24 protein-coding genes are annotated in these 25,172 nt (G+C 64.4%); 3 read left to right on the top strand and 21 right to left on the bottom strand.

All coding sequences use genetic code 11. The annotated features are described in order from the left end of the window. Positions 1-19: 19 nt before the first annotated feature. The 16 genes from NG900_RS01460 to NG900_RS01535 form a co-directional block, all read right to left on the bottom strand. Positions 20-385 carry a hypothetical protein gene (locus tag NG900_RS01460; protein ID WP_252675969.1) on the bottom strand — a complete coding sequence of 122 codons (366 nt, stop codon included), beginning with the start codon at positions 383-385 and terminating at the stop codon, positions 20-22. Positions 386-417: 32 nt separating this feature from the next. Continuing rightward, a complete protein-coding gene (locus NG900_RS01465; protein WP_252675971.1) occupies positions 418-1,350 on the bottom strand; it encodes a lytic transglycosylase domain-containing protein in 933 nt (310 codons plus the stop codon). Continuing rightward, complete coding sequence (locus tag NG900_RS26675; RefSeq protein WP_315862357.1) at positions 1,347-2,522, bottom strand: OmpA family protein; 1,176 nt, start codon at positions 2,520-2,522, stop codon at positions 1,347-1,349. Before NG900_RS26675 ends, NG900_RS01465 begins: the two co-directional genes overlap by 4 nt. 285 nt (positions 2,523-2,807) lie before the next feature. Continuing rightward, on the bottom strand, positions 2,808-3,356 hold the full coding sequence (locus NG900_RS01475; RefSeq protein WP_252675973.1) for a hypothetical protein: 549 nt from the start codon (positions 3,354-3,356) through the stop codon (positions 2,808-2,810). Positions 3,357-3,358: 2 nt separating this feature from the next. After that, positions 3,359-4,021: a TadE/TadG family type IV pilus assembly protein gene (locus NG900_RS01480; protein WP_252675974.1), complete on the bottom strand. Its 663-nt coding sequence runs from the start codon at positions 4,019-4,021 to the stop codon at positions 3,359-3,361. A gap of 56 nt (positions 4,022-4,077) precedes the next feature. Continuing rightward, positions 4,078-4,428, bottom strand: a complete 351-nt coding sequence (locus NG900_RS01485) for a DUF192 domain-containing protein (protein ID WP_252675976.1) — start codon at positions 4,426-4,428, stop codon at positions 4,078-4,080. Continuing rightward, complete coding sequence (locus tag NG900_RS01490) at positions 4,425-5,306, bottom strand: type II secretion system F family protein (RefSeq protein WP_252675977.1); 882 nt, start codon at positions 5,304-5,306, stop codon at positions 4,425-4,427. The genes NG900_RS01485 and NG900_RS01490 overlap by 4 nt, the downstream gene beginning before the upstream one ends. An 18-nt stretch (positions 5,307-5,324) precedes the next feature. Next, positions 5,325-6,173, bottom strand: a complete 849-nt coding sequence (locus NG900_RS01495; protein WP_252675978.1) for a type II secretion system F family protein — start codon at positions 6,171-6,173, stop codon at positions 5,325-5,327. A gap of 9 nt (positions 6,174-6,182) precedes the next feature. Continuing rightward, positions 6,183-8,105: a TadA family conjugal transfer-associated ATPase gene (locus NG900_RS01500; RefSeq protein WP_252675979.1), complete on the bottom strand. Its 1,923-nt coding sequence runs from the start codon at positions 8,103-8,105 to the stop codon at positions 6,183-6,185. Positions 8,106-8,115: 10 nt separating this feature from the next. Then, positions 8,116-9,642 carry a type II and III secretion system protein family protein gene (locus tag NG900_RS01505; protein ID WP_252675981.1) on the bottom strand — a complete coding sequence of 509 codons (1,527 nt, stop codon included), beginning with the start codon at positions 9,640-9,642 and terminating at the stop codon, positions 8,116-8,118. A 104-nt stretch (positions 9,643-9,746) separates the two neighbouring features. Then, complete coding sequence (gene cpaB, locus NG900_RS01510; protein WP_252675982.1) at positions 9,747-10,811, bottom strand: Flp pilus assembly protein CpaB; 1,065 nt, start codon at positions 10,809-10,811, stop codon at positions 9,747-9,749. Between the two features lie 57 nt (positions 10,812-10,868). Beyond that, the gene (locus tag NG900_RS01515; protein WP_252675984.1) at positions 10,869-11,093 is read right to left on the bottom strand and encodes a hypothetical protein; all 225 of its coding nucleotides are present in this window, start codon (positions 11,091-11,093) and stop codon (positions 10,869-10,871) included. Further along, on the bottom strand, positions 11,090-11,833 hold the full coding sequence (locus NG900_RS01520; RefSeq protein ID WP_252675985.1) for a hypothetical protein: 744 nt from the start codon (positions 11,831-11,833) through the stop codon (positions 11,090-11,092). Before NG900_RS01520 ends, NG900_RS01515 begins: the two co-directional genes overlap by 4 nt. Before the next feature lies 1 nt (position 11,834). After that, entirely contained in the window at positions 11,835-12,650 is an 816-nt protein-coding gene (locus tag NG900_RS01525) for a hypothetical protein (protein WP_252675987.1), read from the bottom strand. Next, complete coding sequence (locus tag NG900_RS01530) at positions 12,650-14,185, bottom strand: TadE/TadG family type IV pilus assembly protein (protein ID WP_252675990.1); 1,536 nt, start codon at positions 14,183-14,185, stop codon at positions 12,650-12,652. Before NG900_RS01530 ends, NG900_RS01525 begins: the two co-directional genes overlap by 1 nt. Before the next feature lie 19 nt (positions 14,186-14,204). Further along, the gene (locus tag NG900_RS01535; RefSeq protein WP_252675991.1) at positions 14,205-14,492 is read right to left on the bottom strand and encodes a Flp family type IVb pilin; all 288 of its coding nucleotides are present in this window, start codon (positions 14,490-14,492) and stop codon (positions 14,205-14,207) included. A 392-nt stretch (positions 14,493-14,884) separates the two neighbouring features. Between NG900_RS01535 and NG900_RS01540 the strand changes: the two genes are divergently transcribed. Further along, positions 14,885-15,190, top strand: a complete 306-nt coding sequence (locus NG900_RS01540; protein ID WP_252675992.1) for an ArsR/SmtB family transcription factor — start codon at positions 14,885-14,887, stop codon at positions 15,188-15,190. Positions 15,191-15,886: 696 nt separating this feature from the next. On the opposite strand, the gene NG900_RS01545 is transcribed toward NG900_RS01540, so the two are convergent. Next, positions 15,887-17,755 carry a phosphoenolpyruvate carboxykinase (GTP) gene (locus NG900_RS01545; protein ID WP_252675994.1) on the bottom strand — a complete coding sequence of 623 codons (1,869 nt, stop codon included), beginning with the start codon at positions 17,753-17,755 and terminating at the stop codon, positions 15,887-15,889. Between the two features lie 426 nt (positions 17,756-18,181). Between NG900_RS01545 and NG900_RS01550 the strand changes: the two genes are divergently transcribed. Continuing rightward, the gene (locus tag NG900_RS01550; RefSeq protein WP_252675996.1) at positions 18,182-19,210 is read left to right on the top strand and encodes a D-2-hydroxyacid dehydrogenase family protein; all 1,029 of its coding nucleotides are present in this window, start codon (positions 18,182-18,184) and stop codon (positions 19,208-19,210) included. A gap of 24 nt (positions 19,211-19,234) precedes the next feature. On the opposite strand, the gene NG900_RS01555 is transcribed toward NG900_RS01550, so the two are convergent. From NG900_RS01555 to NG900_RS01570, 4 genes are all read right to left on the bottom strand, one after another. Continuing rightward, positions 19,235-20,125, bottom strand: coding sequence for a DODA-type extradiol aromatic ring-opening family dioxygenase (locus NG900_RS01555; protein ID WP_252675998.1), 891 nt, complete (start codon positions 20,123-20,125; stop codon positions 19,235-19,237). Between the two features lie 101 nt (positions 20,126-20,226). Then, on the bottom strand, positions 20,227-21,660 hold the full coding sequence (locus tag NG900_RS01560; RefSeq protein ID WP_252676000.1) for a dihydrolipoyl dehydrogenase family protein: 1,434 nt from the start codon (positions 21,658-21,660) through the stop codon (positions 20,227-20,229). Between the two features lie 104 nt (positions 21,661-21,764). Then, the gene (locus NG900_RS01565; RefSeq protein WP_252676003.1) at positions 21,765-22,658 is read right to left on the bottom strand and encodes a patatin-like phospholipase family protein; all 894 of its coding nucleotides are present in this window, start codon (positions 22,656-22,658) and stop codon (positions 21,765-21,767) included. After that, positions 22,655-23,317 (bottom strand): TetR family transcriptional regulator, encoded by a 663-nt coding sequence (locus NG900_RS01570; RefSeq protein WP_252676006.1) that lies wholly within the window; start codon positions 23,315-23,317, stop codon positions 22,655-22,657. The genes NG900_RS01565 and NG900_RS01570 overlap by 4 nt, the downstream gene beginning before the upstream one ends. Positions 23,318-23,901: 584 nt before the next feature. Between NG900_RS01570 and NG900_RS01575 the strand changes: the two genes are divergently transcribed. Then, on the top strand, positions 23,902-25,158 hold the full coding sequence (locus NG900_RS01575) for an efflux RND transporter periplasmic adaptor subunit (RefSeq protein WP_252676009.1): 1,257 nt from the start codon (positions 23,902-23,904) through the stop codon (positions 25,156-25,158). The last annotated feature ends 14 nt before the right edge of the window (positions 25,159-25,172 follow it).

Below are 25,172 nucleotides of genomic sequence, written 5' to 3' on the forward strand. Positions count from 1 at the left end.
GATTGCGGCGCTTTCGTTTTTATTGATGGCACTGTGGCTGCGCGCGCAGTGCGTCGCGGGTTGCCGCGCAGGATTGGGCCAGACCATCCTTGTTCGGATTGGCTCGCCAGCGGGCGCGGACTCCCTCCATTTCCTTGGGAAGCGCATCACGCAGTCGCTGGGCGGCTGCGGACTGGCCCGCGCGTTCAATGTTCGCAGCCATGGTTTCCGTGCAAACGCGGTGAGCCTGTTCCGCTTCAATACATTCCTTGGGCAGATCATTGTCCTTACCCACCGCAGGGACGGTGACATCACGGTTGGCGACGTCTTCTTTCTTGGTGCAGGCACCCAGCAGCGCCACCAGGGCAAGCGACAGGCATACAGATCGCAAGCGGTTGGAATCCATTGTTTCTCCTTGGGTGTTTGTCTGATGTTGAATCAATGCAGGCTCGCCGCGTACGTGCGAAGGTTCCGAGCCGCGGGTGGGGCGTCGCTCGCTCCTGGGTGCGGAGCCGTCAGCCATTCGGTGCGTACCTTACGTGCAGCGCGCTCATGTGATGGGCTTGCCTCGTCCCGCTGCTGATATCGGCGATACAGCGATAGCACGCGCGGGACGTAATCCTGCGTCTCAGCGTACGGCGGAATGCGCATCCCATGGCGTTCGACGGCGCCTTCCCCGGCGTTGTAGGCCGCCAGTGCCAACGATATATCGCCATAGCGGCCGAGCAGATAGCGCAGGTGTGCCGCTCCGGCCTGTACGTTCCGGCGCGGATCGCGCAGATCACCGTTGCCGTAGCGGCTGGCGGTGGTCGGCATCAGTTGCATCAACCCGATCGCCCCTTTAGGGGAGAGAGCCTGAGGGTTGAATCCGGACTCGGCGTGAATGACAGCGAGCAGCAGGGCGGGGTCAAGGCGATTGTCTTCGGCCGCTTGTTCGACGACCGGTAGCACCGGTGCCATGTCGGACAAGGAGCGTGGTCGATCGCCAAGGCCGGGTGTCGCTCCGCGGCGGAACGCCACCAGCGAGCCAGGAAGGCCGATGAACGGTACCGCGGGAGCCTCGCCTGCAGCGTCGTGTGGCTGCGCCACCGCGAGCTCGGACGTGCCGCTGGCCGCGCCGGCTGCCATGCTGGCGTCGTTGATGGGACGCGTGTTCGGACGCTTGTAGAGGGCGCCTGACGACGGCTGCAGATTGGCTCGTCCGAGCCCTTGCGATGTGCCGGCTGTCGACGCGCCGCCGCTGAGCCATAGCACACCGCCTGCACGGACCGTTTCCACGCCGGCCTGCACGCCGGATGTGCCGCATGCGAGGCAGATCCCCAGGACCGCCAGACCGGTAAAGCGCGGTGGCACGGCGAACGCCTTGATCATTGGCGCGCGACCTCCACGCGCCGGTTCTGTGCGCGGCCGGCCGGCGTGGTGTTGGGAGCCACCGGGCGGCTAGCGCCAAAGCCCTGTGCAGTCAGACGATCGCCCGGGATACCCGCATTGATCAGGTACTGGCGCACGCTGGCAGCGCGACGTTGCGAGAGATCCTGGTTGTGCGCGTCGCCGCCGGAGTTGTCGGTATGACCTTCAATCGTGAGCTTCCAGTCGGGGTGTGCCTTGGCGGCCTTGACCACATTGTCCAGAGCGGGGTGGCTGTCGGTGCGCAGGGTATCGGCATCGAGATCGAAGTTCACGCCGTAAAGCGTGATGTGCTTGTCCTGTTCCAGCGCTTTGCCCACCGGGTCTGAATCCAGGCCCGGGCAGGTGCCCTGATAGGCGGCCGTTTTCCAGCCCACGCTGGACACGGCATTCCTGAACACTGTCGTTTGTGCCGTAGCGGTGGCGGGAAACTCGAGCACTGCCGCACGATCGCCTTCGGGGTTGAAGCTCACCACGCCGCGCCATGATTGCTTGCCGCCGTCACGAAGGTAGCGCAGATAGCCGTTCGGTTCCACGCCGCCTTCAAAGGTGCCGCTGATGTTACGCACCTTCAGCTTGCCGTGGCTGACGTCACCGTCGCCATAGCAGCCGCGCACCGTGGCGCCGTCCTGCTTCATCGCCACGAACCCGCTCACGTCGAAACCGTTACCGAACTGGTAAACACCCGTCACATCGCGAGCCTTGGGTTCCGCCTGAGCGGGTTCAGCCAGCGCCGCAAACTGCTGCAGGCTGACGGTGCCGCCGGCTCCGCCCGAGATCACCAGGCGGATCCAGTGTGCGCCGGCGGGTTTGTCGAGCTTGACCGTATTGGAGACGTTCTTGTCCCCGCTGATCGGCGGCAAGTCGGCGTCATACACGGTCTGCCATGGGCCGCTCTGGCCTTGCTCGGAAAACTGCACCTGTGCGTGGCGGGCTGACGAGGCTTCACCCAGCCGGTCGAAGCGCAGTTGCTGGATCGTGGCCGGTGCGGCCAGAGCGATGACGGCCTCGTAACTATCGCCGTTGGATACGACGCCGACAGAGTCCGGGATTTCGTTCAGCATGGGAACCCAGGCTGAGCTGTCACGCGGCTTGTTGATGACGAAGGCGCCCTGAGACAGCCCAGCGACGTTCACCAGTTGATGCTCCGAGGCTGGTGCTGAAGCGGGCTGCGTGGATGCGGGGACTGATGCGGAAGTAGGGGCTGAGGCCTCTGCAACAGGCGCCGGCGCGCTGGCCTCAGCCGCAGGTTGCTGGGGCGTCTTGCGCTTGCAGCCAGTTACGCTCGCTGTGACGAGCACCACGGCGGTCAGTGCGATGACGGTGCGGGAAAAAGTCGGGCGGGAGGTGGACAACGACAGACTCCTTGATTGATGCACGCAGCACATCCAGGTTCGATGTCCTGCGGTATTTCTGGGGGGCTACGGCTGTGGTGCGCGCGTGTTGCGCACCAGCACGTCAATTTGGTCCAGCGTGCGGCTGATGGCCTCTTCCAGTGGGGCCAGCTTCTCGGGCGGTGTTTCCTCGAGCAGCGCACGATTGTATGCGGCGATCTGATCCTGCAACACCGCCTCGGTCACACGTAGCCGCTTGCGAACAGGGGTGGCTCCATCCTTGGGAATGCCGTCGCCGCCGGCATCCTCTGCTGCGTCCGGCAGAATCGAGACGTTGTCGCGTATAGGAAGACGGCCATCCTCCGCGCTCGCTTTTTCCTGCAGCGGACGCAAGGGCTCCGTGCCCGCCGATCTGGCTGTTTGTTGATCCGGGCGCGCATTGACCGGCGCAGTGGCGCGAGTCGCCTTGCTCGGGCCGCTTCCGGCAGTATCTGATGTACGGGCAAGCGGTGGCACAGTCTTGGCCTGTCGCCCAGTGATCATCTCGACGCCCTCACTGTGTCGCACGTCCACGGCAGCGTGCGCAGCCGCCTGCGCGATCGCGCCAGCAGCGGCAAGGAGAATCACCCGCAACATCTTCAGCCTCCTTGGTACGGCGTCTGCATCCGCACGATCGCCTCGGATTCGAGCGGAATTCGCCACGTACCTTCAACGGCCGACAGCGCGTAGCACGCGTTGGGCGCCAGCGGAATCTCGGTGCCGGGCGCGCCGGTGCTATAGATGTCGTTGATCTTGTTCATCAGCGAGAAGATGGTGCGGTTGGCAAACGGCACATACATCTCATAGCAGTACGTCACGCGAATCTTGAGCAGGTTGGCATCCTGGATGGTCAGCCCCGAGCTCGCTCCAACCGAGGTGTTGCGAAACATCAGCGTGTCATTGGGAATCTGCTGCACGTTGGCGCCGGCATATTCACCGGTGCGGCCGAAATCCTGCATTGCCGCGCTGGTCGGGTTGATGACGTCGATCTGGTACGACCCGGGCTTCATGAGGTCGAGGTTGCTCGCCAGCAGAGCCTGCTGCTGGCCGACCAGGCTGGATGTGCGCGCATACAGCGGCGCCAGCCCGCGTGCCAGGCCGGATTTCATGGCGTTGCTCTTGCCGTTGTTGAGCGCACCGGCACGCGCGGCCTGCAGCGCGGCGTAGTCGAGCGTGGACTTCGCCTGATACAGCAGGCCGAACTGCAGGATGCCCAGGCACAGCAGCAGCAGGATCGGTAGCACGATGATGAATTCCACCATGCTGGCGCCAGCTGTGTGACGCTTGCAGACCAGTGCGCGATGAGCGATCGCAGGCATCATTGCCCCCCTTCGAATCGGAGCTGTTGTCCCGGCTGCAGGCCAAGGCCAACAGCCCGGCCCGCACGCAGCTCCACCACAGCGGCGGCGCGCCAGTGCAGGCGGAAGCGGTTGGGCCGGACCGTGTCGTGCACGGACAGCACCGTGCCGTTGCTGGACAGGAATACGACGTCGATCGGCATGCGCATCCCAACAGTGTGCACGGCGTTGCACGGCGCAATCCACAGCGCCTGCTGCGCGCTTAGCCCATCGCGCCCGAGCAGGCCGCGCATGCGCTCCAGCGGGCGGTCTGCCAGCTCGGCGTCGGCACACAGCGGCTCGCGCTCGCGCAGCAGGATTCCGCGCTTCACAGCAGGCCCTCCTGCATGAACTTCATGACGATCGGGAAACCCAGCACGATGAACGTCACCGGAAAGATGAACACCACCAGCGGGAAGATCAGCTTGACCGGCGCTTCCATGGCCTGCTTTTCGGCGCGCTGGAAACGTTCGGTGCGGCGCTGCTCGGACTGAAAACGCAGCGTCGCTGCCAGGCCGGAGCCCATGCGCTCGGCCTGGATCACGGCGCCGACGAAGTTGGTGATTTCCTTCATGCGCAGACGGTCGTCCATTCGGCGCAGGGCTTCGGATCGGTTCAGGCCCGCTTTCAAGTCGCGCAGCACGTGCTCGAACTCGCGACGCAATGTGCCGTCGGGCCCCTTTTCCACCGCATGCGTCATGGCGCCGTTGATGTTCAGACCCGCTTCCACGCTGAGTGTGAGGAAGTCCAGGAAGACCGGCAACTGCTTGATGACCTGCACCATGGTGCGACGACGCACATCACGCAGCCACAGGCGCGGGTAGAAAAAGCCGCCAAGCATCGCCAGCAGCAGCGTGGGCAACGAGAACATGTCCAGGCCGAGCATCATCAGGAACAGCAGCACCCCGAACAGCAGGGCCGACACGATGCTGAGCGCGATGAACTGTCGCGCCGACATCAGGAACGACATGCCGGTCAGCCGCAACTGTTCCTGCGAACGAGAAAGAACAGGCTTCGGAACCGCCCACAGGAAGTGATGTTCGACAAACTGCACCGCCGGCCACAGCGTGCGCAGCGATTTGGGCAATGGGTCGAGGTAGTCCCGGTTCTCGTTGGGCACGGCACGCGTCAGGCGCGTCGTGGAATAGATCAACAGACCCACCATCAGCACCGTGGCCAGACAGATCACGAAGATCACTAACACCTGCATGTTCTCACCCGTTCCTTCTTACACGTCGATGTGGGTAATCTTCTTGATCGCCTGGTAGCCTATGAATTCCATCACGCCGATGACCAGCAGCACTCCCCAGCCGATGGCTGAGTCGAATAGCGGGGCCATGGCTTTGGGTTCCATGTGACGCAGCACGAAGATCAGGAAGATCGGCAGCCCCGTCATCACCCAGCCTTGCATCTTGCCCTGCGCGGTGAGCGAGCGGATCTTGCCTTCCATCTGCTGCTTTTCGCGCAGCGTTCGGGCTACCGATTCCAACGTTTCCGCCAGGTTGCCGCCCACTTCGCGCGAGATGGAGATGGCCGCCGTCACCATCAGGAAATCCGAGACCGGGATGCGGCGCTCCATGTTGCGCAGCGCCACCGGCAGATCCACGCCCAGGCGGATCTCGCGCAGGAGCAGGTCGAACTCCTGCGAGATTGGCGGGCGCGATTCCTGCGCGACGCTTTCCAGCGCGATCGGGAAGCTCGCGCCGGCGCGCAGCGCGCCCGACATCATCAACAGCGCATCGGGCAACTGGCTTTCGATGTCGTGCAGACGCTTGGTGCGCATGCGGCCCACCCATAGGCGCGGCAACATGAAGGCCAGCGGCACCGACACGGCGGTAAACAGCACGTTCTGCGAGATCAGGTAGACCACCAGCGGCAGCACGAACACCGCCAGTGCGCTCAAGCCCGCAACCTGCTGCGTATTGATGAAGATGAAGAGGTCGGCCAGGTTGGACTCCACCTCGGTGGCCACCCGCTGCGTACGCTTCATGAACCACGTCTTGCCGTGGAACAGCGCGCCCCACGCCAGGAAGATCATGACGGCAAACACCAGCACCAACACAACGATGATTTCCATCGCCCGCTCCTACGGCTGCTCGCCAAAGATGCTGGTATCCACCGGAATGCCGCGGCGGATCAGGTCTTGGTAGAAGTCGGGGATGTAACTGGTCGATACGAACCGGCCCTTCACGCGGCCGTCGCTGCCATAGCCCTCTTCCTTGAACACGAACACATCCTGCAACTGCACCACACCGGTTTCCATGCCGCTGACTTCGGTGATGTACGTCACACGGCGCGAGCCGCATGAGAAGCGCGTCTGCTGCACGATGATGTCCACTGCCGAGCACACCTGTTCGCGGATGGCCTGCACCGGCAGGTCCAGGCCCGCCATCAGCGTCATCACCTCCAGACGGGACAAGCAATCACGCGGCGAGTTGGCGTGCGCCGTCGTGAGCGAGCCGTCGTGGCCGGTGTTCATGGCCTGCAGCATGTCGAGTGCTTCGCCGCCGCGGCACTCGCCCACCACGATGCGGTCGGGGCGCATCCGCAAGCAGTTCTTCACCAGATCGCGGATGGTCACGGCGCCCTTGCCTTCCATGTTGGGTGGCCGCGCTTCCAGCGAGACGAGGTTGGGCTGCGCGAGCTGCAGTTCCGCCGCGTCTTCCACCGTGACGATGCGTTCGTCTTCGGGAATGAAGTTCGACAGCACGTTGAGCAGTGTCGTCTTGCCCGAACCCGTACCACCCGAGATCACGATGTTGGCGCGGCGTTCCACGGCCACGCGCAGGAACTCCACCATCTGCGGCGACAGCGAGCCGAATTGCACTAGGTCGCTGCCCTGCAGCTTGCGCTTGGAGAACTTCCGGATCGTAATGTTGGGGCCCTTGAGTGCCAGCGGCGGGATCACCGCGTTGACCCGCGAGCCGTCCTTCAGACGCGCGTCGACCATCGGCGACGATTCGTCGATGCGTCGTCCTAGCGGCGCAACGATGCGCTCGATGGCGCCCAGCACTGCGCGGTCGTCGGTAAAGATCACCGACGACTGCGCAAGGCGGCCGCTGCGCTCGATGAAGATCTCGTCATGCCGGTTCACCATGATTTCGGTGACGGCTTCGTCTTCCAGCAACTCTTCGAGCGGCCCCAAACCGATCACTTCGTCGAAGACGCTCTTCTTGAGCACGTCGCGCGGAATCGTCGGCGTGTTGTAGCGGGCGTCTGCCGCGAGGATTTCGTCGAGCAGGCCGCCCACGATCTTGCGCAGCTCGTCTTCTTCCATGCGTGCCACGTTGACGCGGCGCAAGTCCATGGCGTTGATGAGCGCCTGGTGCGCGGCCTTGCGCAGCTCGATGCCGTGCGGGCTGTTGATCGGGGAGAGCACCTCCTCGCGGGTGGCCTTGTGCGTGTCGCGCGCGGGCGGGGACGACACGGCGGGCGCAGGGGCTGGCGTCGGTGCCGGGGGGCGGGCTGCAACGGGCGCCGCATGGCTCACTGGCTGCGCTACTGGAACTGGCGTGGCTTGGGCTGGCGGCACCTGGCGTACCGGGGCCGGTGCAGCCGCGCTCGGTGCATGCGCCATGGCGTTGACGTACGCCTGCGCACTGCCGGCAACGGAGGCATGACTTGTGCTGCCGTTGTTCAGGCCATTCAGGCCGTTCGCACCGTGTACACCATTGACGTCAGGCACACCGTTGCCCGGCGGGACGATGTCGGCCCGCTGGCCCTGCTCCTGCATGACCGACAGCAGATAACTGCCGATCTCGATCTTGTCGGAAGGCGTCAGCGGACCATAGGACGTGACCGGGTTGCCGTTGATCAGCGTGGACGCGATGCCACCTTCGTCCTCCAGGTAGTAGCGCCCTTCACGGTTGAGGATCTTGGCGTGCAGCTTGCCGATCAAGAACCCCTTGAGCACGATGTCGCAGCTCGGGTCCTTGCCGATGGTGCAGGCTTGGCCGATCTGGCGGACTTCGCTGCTGCCGTCCCGTCCGGTGATGGTGAGTCTCAGCATGACAAGTCCTTCAGCCGCCCTGATAGGCGTCGCTCTTTACGCTGTTGGGCGACGGCTGCAGCAGACGCTCGTGGTTTTCGCGGCGGTCAACTTCCTTCTCGCGGCGGCTGTCGATCTCGGGCAACGGGCTCGGATCGCCGTTTTCGTAGCGGTAGTTGCGATTGATGCTTTCCGCTCGGTCCATCAGGTTGTTGGTGGGCGGCGTATTCGGGTCATAGATCATCGGCGTGACGAAGATGACCAGATCGCTCTTGTTGTTACGGAAGTTGGTCGACTTGAACAGCTGCCCCAGCACCGGGATCTCGCCCAGCAGCGGCACCTTGTCGATGGCGTTGCTGGCCTGCGAAGACACCAGCCCCGAAATGGCGATGGTCTCGCCGGGGCGCAGCGTCAGTTCCGACGAGGTGCGGCGCGTCAGGAATGCCGGGTAGCCGCCAAACGACACCGACGGATCGATCTGGCTGATCTCAGTGCCCAGGGACGTGGTGATGACGTTGTCGCCGTCCACCGCCGGTTTGACCTCGAGCTTGATGCCGTACTGCTTGTAGATGACCGTCTGCGAGCCGAACGCGCCGGCGATCGGGATTGGCACTTCACCACCGGCCAGGAAGTCGGCCTTGCCGCCGCTGCGCGTGTTCAGCTCGGGGGCCGCCAGCACGTAGGCCTCGCCCTTGCTCACAGCGAGGTTGATCTTGGAGAAGATTGACGTGGCGATCCCCACGAAGAATCCGCTGCCGGCACCATTGACTGTTCCGGGTGTGCTGTCGAAGGGGCTGCCGATCAGGGGCGGCAGCGTGCCGTAGCGGCCCGTCCGAGCCAAGCTGTTGGCGAAGGAGGCCTGCGGGCCATTGATTTGCTGGTCCCAGGCGATGCCGATGTTCTCCAGCCCCGTCTTGGTGATTTCCATGATCTGCACCTTGAAGTGCACGGCCTTCTTGAGGGGGCCGCCGTCTTCTGAGCGGATCAGATTGGTGACCATCTGGTAGCGGTCCGTGACCTGCTTGAGGTCTGCAGCCCGATCCGGATGAATGAACCCGTTGAGCACGATCGTGTTGCCGCGCTGCGTGACTTCCAGCTTGCGCACGAAAGGCGAGAGCGTGCTGCGCAGTTGTTCTGCCGTATCGCTCAAATCCTGATCCGTCACACGCAGGCGTACGTTCATCGCGATGCCCGCTTCATTCCAGATCACCATGTTCGTGACGCCCGCTTTCTCCGCCAGCAGGATCAACTTCTTGTCGGCCACGGTACTGCTGACCAGTGCGCCATCGCCCACGGCTACACGCTTGATGGTGCCGGGCACGTCGATGATGCGGACCTCCCCCTTGAAGAGGACGAGTTCATAGACTGATTTGCCTGTGACCGAAATGGACGCGGGCTTGGTGCCGGGAATGCCGCGCACCACCCCCGTTGGATCGGGGGCGCCGTGGTCTGCCGTGGTGGCCGACCCAGCCGCGGGCGCCAGCGCGATGCCGGATGCCAGCACAAGAACCCTACCCTGTTTGGCCGCTCGGGCGGCGGCTCTTTGATCAGTGGACATGCAATCGCTCTGCAATCGAAGAATCGGTTGAGGAAGAGAGCGCCGTGAGTCGCTGGCCTGAAAACGAACGCCTTGGCCCCGCTTCACTGCGATCTGTGAGGGGCTCAGTTACCTTGCTGTTGGACCGTGCCGGCCCCAACCAGCGCGCTCGTCAATCGGTCCATGCTGGCTTGCTGCGCGGCTGCGAGCTTTTGCGAGGCGGCCAGCGCAGCATCTGTGCGGATGTTGGCCGCAGCATTGCCGTTTGCCATCGGGAGTTCCGGCGCATTCGGCAGCGAGGAAATCAGCTTGCCGTGGGTATTGCCCACGATGTACTGAACGACATCGCTATCGACATCATCCGAAAACAGCGATCGCTCTTGAACCGCAATCTGAGGCGTCGCTCGCTTGTCCGCAGCATTGCGTAGCACCGCACGCAGATTGCCGACCTTCTGGGCCAGCGAGATGCGCGCTGCCTGCTCGGGCGTCACGCTCAGCGTGAGGCTGTCGTAGGTGGCTTGATCCTCAGGCTGCCCGGCTTGTACGTTTGCGCGCCGGCGCTCATAGGCTTCGCCGAGGTCTCGTGCGCGAACGTCCTGGCCAGTAGCGATCACAGTCAAGTCGGACAGGAGCAGGCGCGCTGCCTTGCCTGCCGATTTGGTGTCATCTGCGCCAGCCGCGTTACCACTTGCCGCAGTGATGAGGTACAGGTCGATGTGGTTGCCCGGCTTGAGCATCTTGTCGGCCGAGTTCACGGCGTCGATTTCGATGGTTAGCGCCCGCTTGCCGACTTCGAGCATGTCGGAGAAGTCGCGCGCATGCAGCGCTTCCAGATCGGCGCGTCGCACTGGGCGACCGCGGCTAACAGAGCGCACCAGCTTCAGGTTGGTCACGGCATCGAAGTCGCTCGCGCGGATCACATCTTCGAACACAAGGTCGGCCGGCACGTCGCGCGCGGCGAAGTTGTTGTTGTCGACCACTGTGCCCACCGCAGCATCGCGCACCGGCACCAATACCGACACGTGCTTCTGCCGGCTCAGCTCCGCTGCAAGCTTGGCCTTCATGGCCGCTTCGCGGCTATCAAGAAAGCGATATACCCAGTACGTCAGCAGTGCGGCCGCTGCCACGGCGACGACAAGCATGACCCACGGGTTGCTTGCCAGCGAGCGGACTTTGATCTTCTTCAGCATGAATGGTCGACGTCAAATAAGGAGAGAAACAGGGCGCGCAAGCCGTTGGCTCGGTGCTTACGGCACTGCAATGGCGTAGCTGTACGACTGGTAAAACGACTTGAACGCAGCGATGAGCTGGTTAATAGGCGAGTTGTCGCCCCCGGTTATCAACAGCAGGATGACGACCACCAGGATCACGACGTATTCGGCGTAGGCCTGGCCTCGCATCGACGCGCGTGCTGCCGTGGTGATGCGGGTGGCGTGCTGGCGCCGCCGCCCCAGTCGGTTGGAAGCCTTCACAGCTGCCTCGACAGGTTCAGTACGGCTTGCGTGGAGGCGCCGTTGGGCACAAACGCCGCATCGAGCTTGTAGCCTTCCTTTTGCAGTGCCATGCCATAGCCACGGCCGCTGGCACTGCCGCCCTTGCCCAGTGCCTTGGTGTTGGTGAGAACGCGCCATCCAGCAGCCTGCAAGTTGGCAACATAGACGTCGCGGGCGCGCGCCGCGCTGCCGCTCAACTGGACAACCACTGTCCGCCCCACGGCCATCGGGTCGCGGCTGACCACATCGGAGAGGACCTTGCCGCCGAGCGGTAACGGCAACGCAGCCGAGCCGACGTCGGCGGGTGCATCGGCATGCCGCAGGCGCATTGCGCTGTACACGCCGGATGCCATCCCGCGAGGGTCGGGCTGTGTGGGCATCTGCAGGACGTAGCTGCACTCGCCGTCGGTGGCCGTGATGATCCAGCCCTTTTTGTTGCGCAGACCGCGCGAGGGGATGCCGGCATCGTCCCAGTAGGCTTTGTAGCGACGGACCACTTCGGTGGGCGTGCCACGGTAGCTGACGGTCATCACGGCCAGCGGCATGCCGTCGACCACAGTGTCCTGGCTGACCCAAGCACCGGCGTCGGGTCGTGCCGGCATACGGGCGCATTGGGTCGCTGCGCTGCTTGCTGCGTGCGCGGTGTTGGCGGCGCTCAGGCCGGCGACGGCGGTCAGCAATGCAGTCCGGGCCGCATGGGCGAGTAGCGTGTTTGTCATGCTATTGCCCCAGCCGGTCTGCGGGCACCACGTCGGGTGCGATCTTGCCGAGGTCGAGACCCAGGATATCGGGCGCGAACCAGGCCAGCACATCCAACGCGACACCGCCCATGAGTCCGGCCTTTTTGACCGGGGTGGCATTGCTGACCTGTGCCAGCGTGCCGCTGGAGCCGTCAGGCGTCCAGCCGTTGGTCAGCAGGACATGCTTATCGCTGGCGGTGAACCCGTTCCAGCCTGGCCATAGTTGCCGCAGGGTGTCGCTGGAATTTGCGACGCTCAGGCTCACCAGCGCAGTCTGCTGGTTGTTCGTCGGCAGGTCGAACCCGACGCCGACTGAGCCGCCGGCATCGAGTGCGGCGACCGCCGTGTCGAGCGGGGTGCCGGTGTTGCTGCGGCTCGTGCTAAGCGTGATGTCGTTGTAGCTCGCCAGCAGGTTTGCGCCGGCAATGTCGTGCCACATGGGCACGCCACCCGCTGGCAGCGCGGCACGGGTGCCGTCGTCTGCGTGCAGCCGGGGATCGTCGTGGCCGAGCACGCGTTGCACCATTTCGCTGCGGATCGCTTCAGGCTGTTTGGTGCGGGACGTGCCGTATTGGTTCCAGGCGGCATCGTCCAGGTACACCGTGCGCTCCCACGCGGCGTAGCGCCCGGCCATGAGTGTCTTGCTGCGGACGTCGCTCAGGCGACCCACCATCGCCATGGTCAGGAATAGCAGCACCAGTACACCACCGGCGACTGCGGCCAGCTCGACGATCGCTTGGCCGCGCTGGCGGCGTAACACTGCCGCGGCCCTGTTGCAGAGAATCAGTGGATCCATCACGGGGCTCCTGCGGCTTGTGCCACGGCGGCCGCCTCGAGGTCAGTGGCGGACGTATCGACCAACGACGGCTGCCAGTACGGGTTGAACAGGCTCGGGTATTCGAAGCGGTTGTCGCCACGGCGCCAAGCCGCCGCATTTAGCAGGCCGCCGGGGCCGCCGGTGCTGCGCGGGCGGATGAAGTAGGCACTGGCGCTCGACAGCGCGCGCAACTCGCTGGAGGGGGCCGCTTCGTCCAGTTGGGTCCGCCCGACGCCAACCTGCATGGTCTTGGTGGTGCGGGTAGTGTCGACGTTGCGTTTGACCTGCAGCGTGATGGTGGGCGCGCGGTTGAAATTTTCGGTACCCGTGCCGGGCGCGGCCTTGTTTGGATCGCTCAAGTCATAGTAGGGCTGCAGGCCGGCGCGGCTGGAGTTGTCGAGCGATGAGCCAGGGCCTGTCTCGTACTGCATGAATGTTGCGACAGTGGCAGCGCTGACAATCGCGTCGCCGATATGCCCGGTGTTGTTGTAACCGCTCCGGCCGGAATAGCTGCCGCCGGGTCCGTTTGCTGCACCACCGCGCCCCAGCGACTCGATAATCGGAAAGGTGAACCCAACAGGTCCGACAGGGGTGGCCCAGATGCAAGTCAGATCGCCAATTGCTGCCGTACCGTCGAGGGCTTCCCAGCCGCCTAGATCGGGCCGCAATTGCGTCGCACCCGAGTGTGGCTCGCCTACGGCCATGAAGCTGAAAACTGCACCAACGCAGCCTTTCTCAGCCGTACTGGCCACGGTTGGCGTGCGAATTTTTCCGCGCTCGGGCACGAAATTGTCGAGCGTGTCCTTGTCCGTGACCACGTCGGCAAAACGATCCGAACCGCCGCCGCCGCTCGCCTGTTGCTTCGGATCGGTGCGTGTGACGTAGTTTTTCCAGGCGAGTAGCTTGGGCGCCCCGAGGGTCGCCATGTAGCCTTCGTCGGCGGTGGTGTTGGGCTCGTTGGCCTGTGCGACCTCCTTCGCTACCAGCGGATAGGAGAGCATGGTCGTCAGGTGATAGGCCTGCTGTGCTTCGGAGAGCGACCAGTTCAGGATGTCCAGACCTTTCACCACCGTGGGCGCGAGTGAATCGATGGTCGACTTGAGCGGCGAGATGATGGGGCGGGCGGTCTGCTTGGGCAGATTCCACTCGACCTCACCCAGGTCGGCAAAGATGTCGATCAACGTGTCAGTCACGTGATCCGACTGCGCGGTTTCACTGACTTCGTCGATCCACGATTTCAGGCTGAGCACCTGAGCCACCGCTGCCTGGTTGGCCACCATGGCACGGTTGGTATAGGCGGCGAAGTTGTAGTCGCGTGCCTGCAGCACGGCCACGCTGTAAGCGGTTGCGTCTGCGGTGTTCTGGAGTTTTGTCTTCGCGCTGCTCAGCTGCGAAGCATTGAATGCCGTGAAAAGAGCGAGTGCCCCCACGACGAGAAAGATGAGGGCAAAGGCCAGCGCCTGCCCCCGCTGCCGGGCAAGCGCGGCCTTGCCGCGAAGGCAAGGCGTGCGCATGGTGTCGGCACAGGTGGGCTTAGTTGCCCGTGTCGTTGCCGACGTTGAAGTTGTTCAGGCCCTTGCCTTGGTTGGCCTTGTTGGTGGCTTGGCCGGAGTCCTGCCCTGCGCGGTTGATGTTGTTCTGGGACTCGCTGGTCTTGCCCGACATTTCCGATGCCAGGGCAGCGGTCTGGTGGCGGATCGTCTGGCCAAACATGGCGTACACGCCAATGGCCGACACGGCGATCAGGGCAACGATGATGATGTATTCCGTCATGCCTTGGCCCTTCTGGCGGGCGCGGCTGCGCAGCTTTGCGAATGTCATAACAACTCCTTCCGTTGGAATGGGCGAATAAGGTCGCGCCTATAGAAAGGCCGTGCGGCCCGAATAAGCTGGCCATGCAAACGGCCCAGGTGGTCAGCGGCGAGAATGGTAGCAGCGGAACTAATCAGTCAGAAGGGAAATAGTTTTGACGTTTTAATGATTATTGAAATGACGTCGGCGCGGTTGTAATTTAATATCCGGCGCATTACCCTCCGCACGGAACGTGCGTTATATCGCACAACCTTACATAAATGTCACGGAAAGGTTGGCGGCGGAGGCATGCTGCGCAACGACAGAAGGGGGGCGCAATTTGCTGCCTAGCGGGGAGGCGAGGCAGTGGGCGGCGGCTGGCGGGTTGCAGGTTATGTGTTGTACTTCATAAGAAGCAGAAGATGAGCCGATTCGATATCAAAAGCGCCGCCGAAATACTGGGTGCTTTAGCACATGAAAACAGACTGCGAATATTTCTTCTGTTGGCCGACGCAGGGCCGGATGGAATTTCTGCTGGAGTTATTTCTGCGTCTTCCGATTTAACGCCTTCCTCCGTGACATTTCATTTGAAGGAGTTATCGAGAACAGGTTTGGTAAAAAGCCGGCAGCAAGGGCGATTTGTTATTTATTCCGCTACTTGCGAATATATTGCGCCGGTGCTGGAATTTCTACACAGCAAATGCACACCCCTGAGCGCTGACACCTGAGATCTCGCCCGCAATCTGCGATGCTGCCTAGGCTGGCGGGCAGTGCATCGCGCAGCATCCCCCTCCCAAAGTGGGGCGCACCTTTCTTCCCTTGTTGAATCCCTGGATTTGGTACCCCCCAGCTGGAGGGGTCTGTAAGGCATTTGTTAGCTTCTGCCGAGGCAGATATCAAAGTCAGGAATCTGGCGGCTTTTATGGAGAACGTTTGCTTAAGAACTTGGTGAACTTTTTATTTTCTCCACAACCTCGTTCTTTCCGTCGCTCTTGTTATGTTTTGTTACGCGACGAACCCACCCTAAAACGACTATCGGCGGCCCGTCTGAAAACTGAAATGCCCGCTTGAGATTTTGGCGGAAGGCGCTTCCAGCCATGCTTTCCAGACGGTTCCAAGCCCAGGCAATGTGCTTCTCATGCCGCTTCCGTTGGGGGCGGCCGCGGACTTCACTGGCGGGTCGGGGTGCCTTGGGATTGCTATGTTGCGGTGCCAGAGTTCCGGCACGCGTTATGTTCTTGTGGACACAACGGAGCCGGCTGTTGCCGTACCGCTGTTGCGGATGACGCAAAAAGAGGTCTATTCGTCTGCCAGACCGGCATGTTCATTGGAACTAGTCTTTAAGTTCTAATTTCTGTTGCGTGATGGGCCAGGGATAAAAACCCGCGACCAGCGCGGGTTTTTCCATGGCGACGAGGCCGGTATCAACCTTCCAAGCGTCCCTCCAGGCGTGCCTTCGCATCCGGCAACGCCTGCGGCAGGCCATGCGCCAGCTTCGTGAACAGCTCGTCGTGCAGCGCCAGCTCCTGCTTCCAGGCGTCCGCGTCGAGCGAAATCACCTTGGCGAACTGCTCGGCCGTGAAGTTCAGGCCGTCCCAGCGCAGTTCTTCGTAGCGCGGCGACACGCCAAACACGTGCTCATCGCCCTGCGCCTGGCCTTCGATACGGTCGATCATCCACTTCAGCACGCGCATGTTCTCGCCGAAGCCCGGCCACACGAACTTGCCGTTTTCGTCCTTGCGGAACCAGTTCACGCAGAAGATCTTCGGCAGCGTGGCGCCGCTCGTTGCCAGCTGCTCGCCGAGCTTGAGCCAGTGCGCGAAGTAATCCGCCATGTTGTAGCCGCAGAACGGCAGCATCGCGAAGGGGTCGCGGCGCACCACGCCTTGCTGGCCGGCGGCCGCGGCGGTGGTCTCCGAGCCCATCGTGGCAGCCATGTACACGCCTTCGGTCCAGTTGCGGGCTTCGGTGACGAGCGGCACGGTGGTCGAACGGCGGCCACCGAAGATGAACGCATCAATCGACACGCCGGCCGGGTTGTCCCACTCCGGGTCAATCGACGGGCACTGCGCAGCCGGTGCCGTGAAACGGGCGTTCGGATGCGCGGCCTTGCGGCCCGTTTCCTTGGCCGATTCCGGCGTCCAGTCCTGGCCCTGCCAGTCCATCAGATGGGCGGGCGGCGTGTCGGTCATGCCTTCCCACCACACGTCGCCGTCGTCCGTCAGCGCCACGTTGGTGAAGATGACGTTTTCCTTGAGCGTGGCCATCGCGTTGAAGTTGGTCTTCTCGCTCGTGCCCGGGGCCACGCCGAAGTAGCCGGCTTCCGGGTTGATGGCGTACAGGCGGGTCTGGCCGTCGGCGTCCTTGCGGGGTTTGATCCAGGCGATGTCGTCGCCGATGGTCGTCACCTTCCAGCCGTTGAAGCCGGTCGGCGGAATCAGCATCGCAAAGTTGGTCTTGCCACACGCCGACGGGAAGGCCGCCGCCACGTGGTAGGTCTTTCCTTCCGGCGAGGTCACGCCCAGGATCAGCATGTGCTCGGCCAGCCAGCCCTGGTCGCGGCCCATGGTGGAGGCGATGCGCAGCGCGAAGCACTTCTTGCCTAGCAGCGCGTTGCCGCCGTAGCCCGAACCAAACGACCAGATCTCGCGCGATTCCGGAAAGTGCACGATGTACTTGGTCGGGTTGCACGGCCACGGCACGTCTTTCTCGCCGGCGGCCAGCGGTTTGCCGACGGTGTGCACGCACGGCACGAAGTCGCCGTCGGTGCCGAGCACGTCGTACACCGCGCGCCCCATGCGGGTCATGATGCGCATGTTGACGGCCACGTACGGGCTGTCCGACAGCTCCACGCCGATGTGCGCGATCGGCGAGCCCAGCGGGCCCATCGAGAACGGCACCACATATAGCGTGCGGCCGCGCATGCTGCCGTCAAACAGGCCATTCAGCGTCTGGCGCATCTCGGCCGGGGCGACCCAGTTGTTGGTGGGACCGGCGTCTTCCTTTTTCTGCGAGCAGATGAACGTGCGGTCTTCCACGCGCGCCACGTCCGACGGGTCCGACAGCGCCAGGAACGAGTTCTTGCGCTTGGCCGGGTTGAGCTGCTTCATCGTGCCGGCGGCCACCATCTCGGCGCACAGGCGGTCGTACTCCTCTTGCGAACCATCGCACCAGACGATGCGATCCGGCTTGGTGAGCGCGGCCACCTCGCCCACCCACGCGATCAGGCGCGGGTGTTTCACGTAATCGGGCACGTTCAATGCGGGTACGCCCTGCATCACGGGTTGATTCATGACCAAAACTCCAATGGAAGTGAAAAAGAAATCGGCGGCAGATCAGTACGGCGGCGGCGCGCTGCGGCGGGGTGGAAAGCGATCGACGGCGCATCAAAAGCAGGCCGGATCAGCGATTTCCAGAGGGAGGGGCAACGCAGGCGGAGGGACAGTGGCCGTGCTGATTTCACATTCGGTTACAAAGCGGTGCGCTGACGGAACGTGGGTTTTTCCGGGCAGCGGGTGCCGCGTGCGCTAAAGTGGCGGGACCGAGGTCAACAGACCCTAGAACAAGGACTCGTCACCAGCGAGGCGGCGCAAATTGCGTGCCCGCGGCGGGCAACTCCAAACGTCGCCGCGGATTGTCGTGCGACGAGGGATGGGAAGAATACCACCGCGAGGGATCGCTGTTTTTTGCTGCGCACCATTGTTCGAAGTGAGATGTCGATGAAGATTGCCGTACTGGACGACTACCAAGACGCCGTTCGCAAGCTGGAGTGCTTCAGCCTGCTGCAAGACCACGAAGTCAAAGTGTTCAACAACACCGTCAAAGGCGTGGGTCAATTGGCCGCACGTGTGGCGGACGTGGAAGCCATCGTGCTGATCCGGGAGCGCACGCGTGTGACGCGTCAGCTGCTCGACCGGCTGCCCAAGCTCAAGATCATCAGCCAGACCGGCCGTGTATCGCGCGATGCCGGCGGCCACATCGATCTGGATGCCTGTACCGACAAGGGCGTGGTCGTGCTGGAGGGCAAGGGCTCGCCGGTGGCGCCGGCCGAGCTGACCTGGGCGCTGGTGATGGCCGCGCAGCGCCGCATTCCGCAATACGTCGCGAGCCTCAAGCACGGCGCGTGGCAGCAATCGGGGCTCAAGTCGACCACGATGCCGCCCAACTTCGGCATCGGCCGCGTGCTGAAGGGCCAGACGCTCGGCATCTTCGGCTACGGCAAGATCGGCCAGCTGGTGGCCGGCTACGGCCGCGCATTCGGCATGAACGTGCTGGTGTGGGGCCGCGAGGGTTCGCAAGAGCGCGCGCGTGCTGACGGCTACGCCGTAGCGGAATCGAAGGAGGCGTTGTTTGAGCAGTCCGACGTGCTGTCCGTCCACCTGCGCCTGAACGACGAGACGCGCGGCATCGTGACGGTGGCCGACCTCACGCGCATGAAGCCGACCGCCCTCTTCGTCAACACCAGCCGCGCCGAGCTGGTGGAAGAAAACGGCCTGGTGACGTCGCTCAATCGCGGCCGCCCCGGCATGGCCGCCATCGATGTGTTTGAAACGGAGCCCATCCTGCAGGGCCACACCCTGCTGCGCATGGAAAACTGCATCTGCACACCGCACATCGGCTATGTCGAGCGCGACAGCTACGAGATGTACTTCCGCGCGGCATTCCAGAACATCCTCGATGTCTTGCAGGGCAACGTCGACAGCGTGGTCAACCCGACGGCACTGGCGCCGGCGCTGATCCGCGCCTGACGCGCGCCGGTGGCTTCCATGCAATCAGGCCGCGGCGCGTAGCGGCGGCTGATTGGCGCCCGCGCCATCAAAGCGGAAGCTGTCCATCGCCAGAGAACCATAGGTGACCGTGTCGACCACGTGCTGCGCCTGCACGCCGCCAGGCGTGGCCTGGCTTGGCTGACCCATCGCGGCGCCCAGTGCTACATACAGCGGCATCAGGTGCTCGTCGGTCGGGTGGGCGTGCGCGGCGTTCGGGGCTTGCGCGCGGTAGTCGCAGAACTGGGTGAAGTCGCCGCTGCGGATGCCTGACGTCATCGCTTCCAGCATCCATTCGCGGAACGCATCCACCCACGGCTCGACCGGCACGCCGTGCTGCGCCATACCGGGGCCGCGCATCAGCGCACGCAGGTTGTGTGTGAAGCTGCCTGAGCCGATGACCAGCACGCCTTCGTTGCGCAGCGTCGCGAGCGTGCGCCCCATCGCCATCTGGCATGCGGGCGAGAGGCCCGGCATGAGCGAGACCTGCACCACAGGGATGTTTGCCTCGGGAAACATCAGCATGAGCGGCACCCACGCACCGTGATCCAGCGGCTGGCGCGGGTCGAGCACCGTGGAGGCCTGTTCTTCGAGACCCGGGACGACGTTGCCGTCGATCAGCGTGCGGATGCGCTCGGCCAAATCCGGCGCGCCAGGCGGTGCGTATTCCAGCGCGTAGAGCTGCGGCGGGAAGCCGCCGAAGTCATGCCAGGCCTCCTGCTGGGCGCGCGCGGTGACGGCCGGGCGGCGCGTCATCCAGTGCGGCGAAACCACGACGATGGCGCGCGGCTTGAGCGCGGCCATCTCCTGCCCAAGCGCCGACAGCATCTTGCCGACAGGGCCCGGATCGGCCGCCAGCATGGGCGAGCCATGAGACACATAGAGCACGGGGAGCATGTCAAATTTCCTGAAGAATATGCATACCATTCTGCGCGTCTGCCGTCTTTGCAGCGAGCACGGATTTGCAGGCAGGAATCAGAAAATTTGAACAAGTGCGCTCATATGCTCAGCAACGCCTGCGCTGCGGTCGGGTGCAACCCGACGGTGGTGCGCAGATGCTTGAGCCGCACGCCCATGCGCACCGCCACGGCCAACGCCTGGATGATCTCGGGCGCCGCGTTGTCGACGATGTGCGCGCCGAGCACGCGCCCACTGCGCGCGTTGCACACCAGCTTGATCAAGGATTCCATGCCCGTGCCGGCAAAGCGCTGTTCCAGCGAGACGAAGCGGCGGACCACCACGTCGATGCAGTCGGCGGGGGCGCGTTTGTCGTCGCCTGTTTCGAGTCGGGGGCGCTTGCCCAAATCGGGTCGGCGTGAGCGCGCGTCGGCCTCGGTCAGGCCCACGCTGGCGATGGCCGGGTCGCAAAACACCGCCATCGGTACGGCGCTCATGTCGGGCAGCTTGATGCCTTTGCCGAACAGGCGTTCGGCCACGTAATGGCCCTGCGCGGCGGCGACGGGCGTCAGTTGCCGCGGGCTCGCACCACACATGTCGCCCACCGCATGCACGCCCCGGGCGCGCGTGCGGAAATGGCGGTCGATGGCAACGTGCCCGCGCGCGTCCAGTTTCACGCCGGCCGCGTGCAGCCCCAGGCCTACGGTGTTCGGTGCGCGGCCGATTGCGCTCAACACGTGCTGGGCGCGCAGCACACGGGGGATGTCGTTGCCCGGCGTGCTCGCATAGACGGTCACGCCGCCGCCGTTCACGGCATCGTGTTCCACGCGCGCGATGTCGGCGTTCAGGATCACGTCGACGCCGCAACTGGCCAGCGCCTGTGTCGCGGCTTCCGATAACGCGGCATCGAATTCGGGCAGCACACACGCATCGCGCGTCAGCAAGGTCACCCGCACGCCAAAGCGCGCCAGCGTCGACGCCATCTCCACGGCGATCACCCCACCGCCCACGATGATGAGCGACGCGGGCAGCGTGTCCCAGCCGAACACGTCGTCAGAGGTGCAGGCCAGTTCGGCGCCCGGCACGGGAAGCGGTACGGGGTGGGCGCCGGCGGCCAGCACGATCTGGCGCGCGCGCAAGGTGGTCTTGCCGGCGTCGGTCTGCACCCGGACGATGCCCCGGCCGCGCAGCGAAGCTGTGCCGCAGAGCCACTGCACGCCGGCATTGGCCAGTTGCGTGAAATGCGTATCGTGCAGCCGCGTCACTTCTGCGCGGGTGCGCGCGATGGCGTCGGCCCAGGCATCGGCGGCGTACGCTGTGCGCAGGCAGCGCGTCACGGTGTGCGACCAGGCTGCGCCGTAGCCGAGCAGCGTCTTCGGGGCGCAGCCGCGGTTGACGCAGGTGCCGCCCACCTGCGCACGGTCGATCAGCAGCGTGCGCGCGCCCAGTTGCGCGGCTCGGCCCGCAGCCGCGAGTCCGGCCGAGCCTGCGCCGATCACAATCAGGTCAAACGCATGTGCGGGGTTTGCGGGCATGGGGTGTCCGTCGAAGCAAGATCGGCCGGACGACCGGGATGGCGCGCCGGCGGGCGAGCCATGTGCGGCCAGCGGCGCGCCCGCCGCCTGCCATGGGGCGGTGGCTACGCAGCCAACGCCGTGGCGAACCCGCGTGGAAGTTCGCGCAGGAAGGTTTCGCCGTCATGACGGCCGAGCGCGTAGGCGTCGCGCATGGCGTCCGGGCGGGTGTAGTCCCAGCTCGAGATCGGCACCTTGCGCGAGGGCTGCACATAGAAGCGGCGCTGTACGCCGCCCGACACCGGCACGTCCACACGGAAATACGTCGGTCGCGGGTACAGGCGCGTGACCAGCACCAGCGCGTCGCCGGGCGCGGCATCCAGCGCGTACACCGGCACGTTGTCGACCATGCCGCCGTCGAGCACCGGCCGCCCCGCGCGCCGCAGCACCGGCGTGAACGGCGGTGTGGACGCCGATTGCAACAGCAGATCGGCCAGGTCTTCGGGCGTGGCGCAATCCTGCGCACGCACGATCTCCGGTGTGAAACCCAGGCGCTTGCCCAGCGTCGGGTGCAGCGTCTTGCGGACGTGCTTTTCGATGTTGTAGGCAATCAGCCCGGCCGCCACCGCCGTGCGCGCGCCCATCCAGCGCGGGATATGCGCTACGCCGATGCGGATCTCGGGCGCCTGCGCCAGCCGCCCGAAGCGGCCCTCACCGAACACCGTGAGCAGCGCCGTGCGGTACATGCCGTAGTGCGGAAACACGCGCTCGCCGCGCAACAGGTTGCCCCAGTGGGCGTTGCGGGTGTTGTGGCGCAGGGCTTCGCCGTAGTAGTCCATCAGCTCGGCGGAATTCCAGGCATGCAGCATGCACGCCGTCGATGCGCCCGCCGAGATGCCGGCAATCACGCGCGGCGCCAGGCCAAGCTCGGGCTGCACGACGTCCCACCAGCCGGCTTGCCACCAGCACCGGTTGCCGCCGCCGGCAAACACGACCTGCTCGAACACGGGTGTGCTCATGCGGATGCCCCGGTTGCCGCCACCGCCGGCGCAAGCCGCAGCGCGGGCGAATACTTCAGGGTGTCGATGCACGCCTCGAACAGGCGCTCGCGGTTGGCGGCGAGGCTGGAGGCATCCGGGTAGAACAGGTAGTCGCCCATGATGCCGTTGAACGTGGCATGGAAGTGCGACACGGCCAGCGGGACGTCAAGGTCCGCCGGCAACTGCCCGCGCCGCGTCGCCTGCTCGATGATGCCGGTCAGGCGCGCCATGCCTTCCTCGAACGATTCCTGCTGGCGCTTGAGGATCGGGCTCGTGTCTTCCACGAACTCGCACTTGTTGAACATGATCTCGAAGATCTTGCGCCAGTGCGCGTCTTCCACTAGTTGGCGCAGCAGGAAGTTGCCCACCGTGCGCAGTTCGCCCACCGGGTCGTCGGCTTCCACGCCCAGCGGCGTACACATGGTCTCCATCGGCAGCTTCACGCGCTCGCACATGGCGGAAAACACGTCGGTCTTGTTGCGGAAGTGCCAGTAGATCGCGCCGCGCGTCACGCCCGCAGCCTGGGCGATATCCGAGAGGGATGTGCGCGCCACGCCGCGCGCATAGAACACGTCTTCCGCCGCATCGAGGATGCGGTTGCGTGTTTCGAGGGCTTCTTCCTTGGTTCGTCTAACCATGATGTTCCAGAGGAACGCCGGCGGCGGACCCTTGCCCACCGGCGTTCTTTCGATTGGCTTTTGTGCGACGCACAAATCCAGGCAACGCACCATTGCGCTTCACACAACGCGGCGACAGGTTCGCTGGCTGACAATGCTTGTCGCAGCGCGGTATACGCTGCATCTTCGCGTAATTGCCGCCATGGCAATGAATTCCGGAAAAGTGTCAACGGAACCCATATTCCTCTGCGGCGCGACTTACATACATACGCGAACGTATCTATAATAGCGCGCACTCCGTCGCTTGCCCATCGTCGTATGCGCCACATTGTGGCTGGGCAGCGCTTAGGATCCGACGCCGTGTCGTCGGCCCTCCCGAGGTTCGGAGATCGATTGCCGATCGCTCCCGCTTCTTTGCATTCTGGCCCCAGTTGTTGCGAGTTCGTCGCACAGGCCATATCGCATGCCGTCAGATACGGCTAGCATCGGACGTTTTCGTTTTTGTGTTTTTTGGTTTCGCTGACGGTTTGCCGGCGCCGCACTCGTTTGCGCTGCTTGGTATCTGGTATCCGCCGGCATCCGCTTATCGCCACATGGGGTCATCTATGACGAACACCCGCCGTTATCACCAACTCGCTGCCGCCGCATTCGTGGTGGTGGCACTTGCAGCCTGCGGCAACAAGCAGGCACAAGGGCCGGGCGGCGCCGGCATGCCTCCGACCGAAGTCGGCGTTGTGACCGTGCAGCCGCACGCCGTTGGCCTGACCAGCGAACTGCCGGGCCGCCTCGAAGCCACGCGTGTGGCGCAGGTGCGTGCGCGGGTCGCGGGCATCGTGCTCAAGCGCACCTACGCGGAAGGCAGCGACGTCAAGGCCGGCCAGCAGCTCTTCCAGATCGATCCGGCGCAGTACAAGGCATCGCTCGACAGCGCGAAGGCGCAACTGGCGCGCTCGGAAGCCACGCAGGCCCAGGCGCAGATCAAGGCCGACCGCTACAAGCCACTGGTGGCGACCAATGCCATCAGCAAGCAGGACTTTGACGACGCGACCGCCGCCGCCAAGCAAGCCAGCGCCGATGTAGCCGCTGCGCGCGCCGCCGTGGAGACCGCCAAGCTCAACCTGGGCTATGCCAGCGTGACCTCGCCGATCTCGGGCCGTGCCGGCCTGGCGCAGATCACCGAAGGCGCGCTGGTCGGCCAGGGTGAGGCCACGCTGCTGACCACCGTGCAGCAGATCGACCCGATCTACCTGACCTTCACGCAGTCGAGCACCGAAGTGATGCGCCTGCAGGAAGCGCTCAAGGCCGGCAAGCTGGCCAAGGCCGGTGGCGATGCCGCCAAGGTGACGCTCGTCACTGAAGACGGCCGTGCCTACGCACAAACCGGCAAGCTGTACTTCTCGGACCTGACGGTGGACCCGGCCACGGGCACGATCACGCTGCGCGCGATTGTCCCGAACCCCGAGCGCACCCTGCTGCCGGGCATGTATGTGCGAGCCCGCCTGGAGCAGGCCGTGGACGAGCAAGCCATCACGGTGCCGCAACAGGCCGTGACGCGCAGCCCGGACGGCGCTTCGGTCATGGTGGTCGACGAGAAGGGCCAGGCCGCCGTCCGCCCAGTCAAGGCCGATCGTTCGGTCGGCACCGAGTGGATCGTATCGAGCGGCCTGAAGGCTGGCGACAAGGTCATCGTCGACGGCTTGCAGAAGGTCCACCCCGGCGGACCGGTCAAGGCCGTGCCGTGGCAGCCGGGTGCGGCGTCGGGCCAAGACAAGGCAGCACAAGGTGGTGCCGGCGCAGCGCCGGCGGCCAGCGCCCCTGCAGCAAGCACTCCCGCTGCCAGCGCACCGGCAGCCAAGCAGTAAACAAGGAGCCATCG

Origin of the sequence: Ralstonia soli (assembly GCF_023955655.1) — a bacterium.
In the GTDB taxonomy this organism is placed as follows: domain Bacteria; phylum Pseudomonadota; class Gammaproteobacteria; order Burkholderiales; family Burkholderiaceae; genus Ralstonia; species Ralstonia soli.